General features: G+C 71.7%; 4 protein-coding genes. All 4 read left to right on the forward strand.

Annotated features, from left to right (window positions below):
- Positions 1-252: 252 nt before the first annotated feature.
- A complete protein-coding gene (locus tag D7Y13_RS38785; RefSeq protein ID WP_158620418.1) occupies positions 253-1,212 on the forward strand; it encodes an HlyD family secretion protein in 960 nt (319 codons plus the stop codon).
- A complete protein-coding gene (locus tag D7Y13_RS38790; protein ID WP_120538311.1) occupies positions 1,209-2,135 on the forward strand; it encodes an ABC transporter ATP-binding protein in 927 nt (308 codons plus the stop codon). The genes D7Y13_RS38785 and D7Y13_RS38790 overlap by 4 nt, the downstream gene beginning before the upstream one ends.
- Positions 2,132-3,271, forward strand: coding sequence for an ABC transporter permease (locus D7Y13_RS38795; protein WP_120584557.1), 1,140 nt, complete (start codon positions 2,132-2,134; stop codon positions 3,269-3,271). The genes D7Y13_RS38790 and D7Y13_RS38795 overlap by 4 nt, the downstream gene beginning before the upstream one ends.
- 251 nt (positions 3,272-3,522) lie before the next feature.
- The coding region (locus D7Y13_RS38800) for a CARDB domain-containing protein (RefSeq protein ID WP_279637171.1) at positions 3,523-4,677 on the forward strand (1,155 nt) is incomplete at its 3' end.

Raw genomic sequence — 4,677 nt, forward strand, 5'->3', positions numbered from 1 at the left:
CTCGCGTGGGGAACCCCGCCCCCGGCCCGTGTCCCGGGTTCGGAAACCCGGCGCCCGGCGTCGGAAATCCGAACACAGCGGGCCTGTCCCTCCAGCCCTCCGGAGGAGCCCCGGGCTGGCATGCCGGGTGCTCTTGGGCCTCCGCGTGATGCGCGGGGCAGGGGGCGGAGCGCATCCCTTGGGCGGCGATGGCCGCGTCGGGAGACACGGATGCCAGGGCAGGGGAGTGCACCGAAACGTTCGAAGCGCGCCGTGGTCGCGGCGGTCGTCCTGGTCGCCGTCATCGGCGGAGGCCTCGCGTGGCTGCGGCGCCCCGCGTCGGGCGAACCGCCCCCGCGCTTCACCGGCTACGTCGTCAGCGACAACGTCTACCTGTCCTCGCCGGTGGCCGGCATCGTGGCGTCGGTGGGCGTGGTGCGAGGTCAGCGCGTGGAGGTGGGGACGCCGCTGTTCCGCATGGAGCCCACGTCGCTGGTGGCGCGCGCGGACCAGGCGCGGGCGCAGGTGGCGCAGACCGAGGCCCAGCTCCTCGCGCGGCGTTCGGACATGGACCGGGCCCGGGCCTCGCTTGCCTCCGCGCGGGCGGAGGTGGAGCGCGCGGACGCCGACCTGTCGCGCTTCCTCGCCGTCCAGAAGGCGATGGACGGGGCCGTGACACCCCAGCAGTTGGACCTGCTGCGCGCGACCGTGGCGCGGGCCCACGCCCTGCGCGACGTGGCCGTCACGGACGTGTCGGCGGCGGGCGCGCAGTGGGAGGCCGTCCGCGCGCAGTTGACGAGCGGACGCGCCGGCCTCACCGCCGCGGAGCGACAGGTCTCCGAGCTGGCGCCCGTCTCCCCCGTCGCGGGCTTCGTGGAGGACGTCCTCTTCCACGAAGGCGAGTGGGCCGCCCCCAACGCCGCCGTCATCAGCATCGTCCCGGACGCGCGGGTGAAGGTGCGCTTCTACGTGCCGCAGGCGAGGGTGGCGTCCTACGCGCCGGGCACGGGCGTGGCCATCGCCTGTGATGGCTGCGACACGGGGATGACGGCCCGCGTGGACTACGTGGCCCCGCGCCCGGAGTACACCCCACCCATCATCTACAGCCTGGAGTCGCGGCAGAAGCTGGTGTTCCTGGTGGAGGCCGTGCCCGCGGCGCCCACGCGGCTCCTGCCAGGGCAGCCCATCGACGTGACACCCCTGGCGATGGCGACCGTGCGGGAGGCGCGATGAGCGGGCGGGCCATCGACGTGCGCGGGCTCAACAAGTCCTTCGGCGAGCGGCACGTCGTGCGCGACGTCTCCATCGCCGTGGAAGCGGGCCGCATCACCGGCTTCCTGGGCCCCAACGGCTCCGGCAAGACGACGACGCTGCGGCTCTTGTGCGGACTGCTCACGCCCGACAGCGGCGAGGGCGAGGTGCTGGGCATGGACTTCCGCGCCCGGGGCGACGCCATCAAGCGCAGGACGGGCTACATGACGCAGAAGTTCTCCCTCTACGAGGACATGACGCTGGAGGAGAACCTGGCCTTCGTCGCGCGCATCCACGGCCTGGATCAGCGCCGCGAGCGCGTGGACGCGACGCTCCACCGGCTGGGCCTCTTCGACCGCCGCCGTCAACTGGCGGGCGCGCTCTCTGGCGGGTGGAAGCAGCGGCTTGCCCTGGCCGCCGCGACCCTGCACGCGCCCCAGCTGCTGCTCCTGGACGAGCCCACCGCGGGCGTGGACCCCCGGGCCCGCCGCGAGTTCTGGGATGAAATCCATGCGCTCGCAGCCGAGGGCCTCACGGTGCTGGTGTCCACGCACTACATGGACGAGGCCGAGCGCTGCCACGACATCGGCTACATCCTGTATGGCCGCCTCATCGCGCGGGGCACGGCGGACGCCGTCATCCGGGACTCGGGGTTGGTGACGTTCCTGGGGGAGGGGCCGGGCATCGACCGCGCGGCGCACCTGCTGGCGAAGGCCGATGGCGTGCTCAGCGCCTCCGCGTTCGGCGCCGCCGTGCACGTCAGCGGCGTCCAGCGCGAGGCCCTGGAGCGCGCGCTCGTCCCCTGGCGCAGGGAACCCTTCCGCTGGAGCGAGGTCCCCCCGTCGCTGGAGGATGTCTTCATCCAGCTCATGGGGCGCGAGCGCGACGAACGGTACGCCTCATGAGCCGGGACTCCCTGCCGCGCATCCTGGCCGTGCTGCTCAAGGAGTTCACGCAGCTGCGGCGCGACCGCGTGACGTACGCGATGATCCTCGTCATGCCGGTGATGCAGCTGCTCATCTTCGGCTACGCCATCAACATGGACCCGAGGCACCTGCCCGCCGCGGTGCTGTCCCATGACACCGGCACCCTGGCCGCCTCCGTCGTGGCGTCCATGGAGCGCACCGGCTACGTGGACGTGCGCTACCTGCCGCGCTCCGACGCGGAGCTGGAGCAACTGCTGCGGCGCGGGCAGGTGATGCTCGCGGTCACCATCCCGCCGGACTTCACGCAGCGGGTGCTCAAGGGGGAGCGCGCGCAGATCCTCGCGGAGGCGGACGCGTCCGACCCGCAGGCCGCGGCGGGCGCGCTCGCGGCGGTGGCCATGCTGCCCACGGAGGCGCTCCGACACGTGCGGGTGGGGACGGTGGCGCGAAGGCCCACTCCGCCGCCCTTCGAGGTGGTGGTGCACCGGCGCTACAACCCGGAGAGCCTCTCGCCGTTCCACATCGTGCCGGGCCTGCTGGGCATCATCCTGTCCATGACGCTGGTGATGATGACCGCCATGGCCGTCACCCGCGAGCGCGAGCGGGGCACCATGGAGACGCTGCTGTCCACACCCGCCACGCCGGGGGAGATCATGATGGGCAAGCTCACGCCCTACGTGGTCGTGGGGCTCGTGCAGACCGGCGTCGTGCTGGGGATGGCACGGGTGCTGTTCTCGGTCCCCATGGCGCGCACGCCGGCGGGGTGGGGCGCGCTCGGGTGCGGCATCGTGCTCTTCATCGTGGGCAACCTGTCGCTGGGCTACCTCATCTCCACGGTCGCCCGGAGCCAGTTGCAGGCCATGCAGATGTCCTTGTTCTACCTGCTGCCCTCCATCTTCCTGTCGGGCTTCGCCTTTCCCTTCCTGGGCCTGCCCGCGTGGGCGCGGACGCTGGGGGAGGTCCTCCCCGTGACGCACTTCCTGCGCATCGTCCGGGGCGCGCTGCTCAAGGACCAGGTGCTGGCGGACATGGGGGACAACCTGCTGGCGCTGGGCCTGTTCGTGCTGGCCGTGGCGGGAGCCGCCCTCGCACGCTCGCGCACCACGTTGGATTGACGCTCAGGCCCCATCCCTCCCCGCCCATGGGTGTGAGGGATTGGTGGGGCTCCAACGTGCCGGGTGGAGTGAAGACAGACACAGGCTGTCTCAGGAAATGAGACGGTGAATTATTGTGATTTTCGTGTCTTGACGGAACTTCAGGGCTTCGGAAGATGTCTGTCGGACCGGCGGCGCCATGGCACATGGCGGACGCGGTCATCCCCCTTCATTCCTCAGGAGCACGCATGTCACGGCGCAGGTCGTCATGGATGTCTTCGTATTGGGTCCTCGCTGGAGCCTTGGGTCTCACCGGCTGTGGAGAGGGCCCGGAGTCACCGTCGCTCCAGGCGCGTTCGCACGCGCTCACATATGGCCCGGACCTGCGCATCACGGAGTTGCAGGCGCCGGAGAGCGCGCGGCCCGGTGAGCCCCTCCTTGTCACCGCGAAGGTCTGCAACACGGGCACCGACCCCGCGAACCCGTCGGGGAGCAACCTGCTCCAGGTGTACCTGTCCACCACGCCCACCCAGCAGGTGCCCCTTCCCGGTTCGCCGCCCTCGACGGCCCAGATGACACTGGGCGAGGTGGACGTGGGGCCGCTGGGCGCGGGCCAGTGCGTCAGCCGCTCGCTGACGGTCCCGGCCAATCCTCCCACCGGCTTCATGGGCAACGGCGTCTACTTCCTGGGCGCGAGCATCGACACCGGACAGCGGGTGGTGGAGTCGGATGAATCCAACAACGGCTTCGTCCGGGGCCTGCTGGGCGTGGGAATCCGGCCCGACCTCGTCGTCACCCGGCTGGACGGGCCGGCGTCGCTGAGCCCGGGCCAGTCCTTCACCGCCACCGCGACCGTGTGCAACGTGGGCACGGAGGCCGCGAGCAACGGGTCGGTGGAACTGCACCTGTCCACGGTGAACAGCCTGTCGCTTCCCACCGGTCCCATTCCGCCCCCCACGCAGTTCATGGTCGCGGGGCAGGGCATCAGCGGCCTGCTCGCGGGCGTGTGCCGCACGGTGTCGCTGACGGGCACCGCCCATCCGCCCCCGGCCGCCACGGCGAACGCGCCGCTGTACCTGGGCGCCATCGCGGACGCGTCGAACAGCGTCCTGGAGCTGCGCGAGGACAACAACACCTTCGTCCGGGGGCTTGTCGGCTTCGGCCTGGGGCCGGACCTCGTCGTCCGCTCCGTGACGGGCCCCGCGAGTGTTCGGATGGGCGGAGCCTTCACCGCGTCCGTGACGGTGTGCAACGAGGGCACGGCGCCGTCGATTTCGTCCGACGTGGCCGTGTTCCTGTCGTCGGTGCCTTCGCTGGGGGCCCCGGGGACGATGCCCCGTCCCGCCACCGAGGTGCTGGTGGCCAACGTGAGCGCCCCGCCCCTGGCGGCGGGCCAGTGCGTCACCCGCGCCGCGCCCGGCTCCGCG

This window comes from Corallococcus praedator, assembly GCF_003612125.1.
GTDB lineage: Bacteria > Myxococcota > Myxococcia > Myxococcales > Myxococcaceae > Corallococcus > Corallococcus praedator.

What these genes read in the sequence shown, in the direction of transcription:
- D7Y13_RS38795 (WP_120584557.1), top strand. Translation starts at nt 2,132, where the DNA reads ATGAGCCGGGACTCCCTGCCGCGCATCCTGGCCGTGCTGCTCAAGGAG.
- D7Y13_RS38790 (WP_120538311.1), top strand. Translation starts at nt 1,209, where the DNA reads ATGAGCGGGCGGGCCATCGACGTGCGCGGGCTCAACAAGTCCTTCGGC.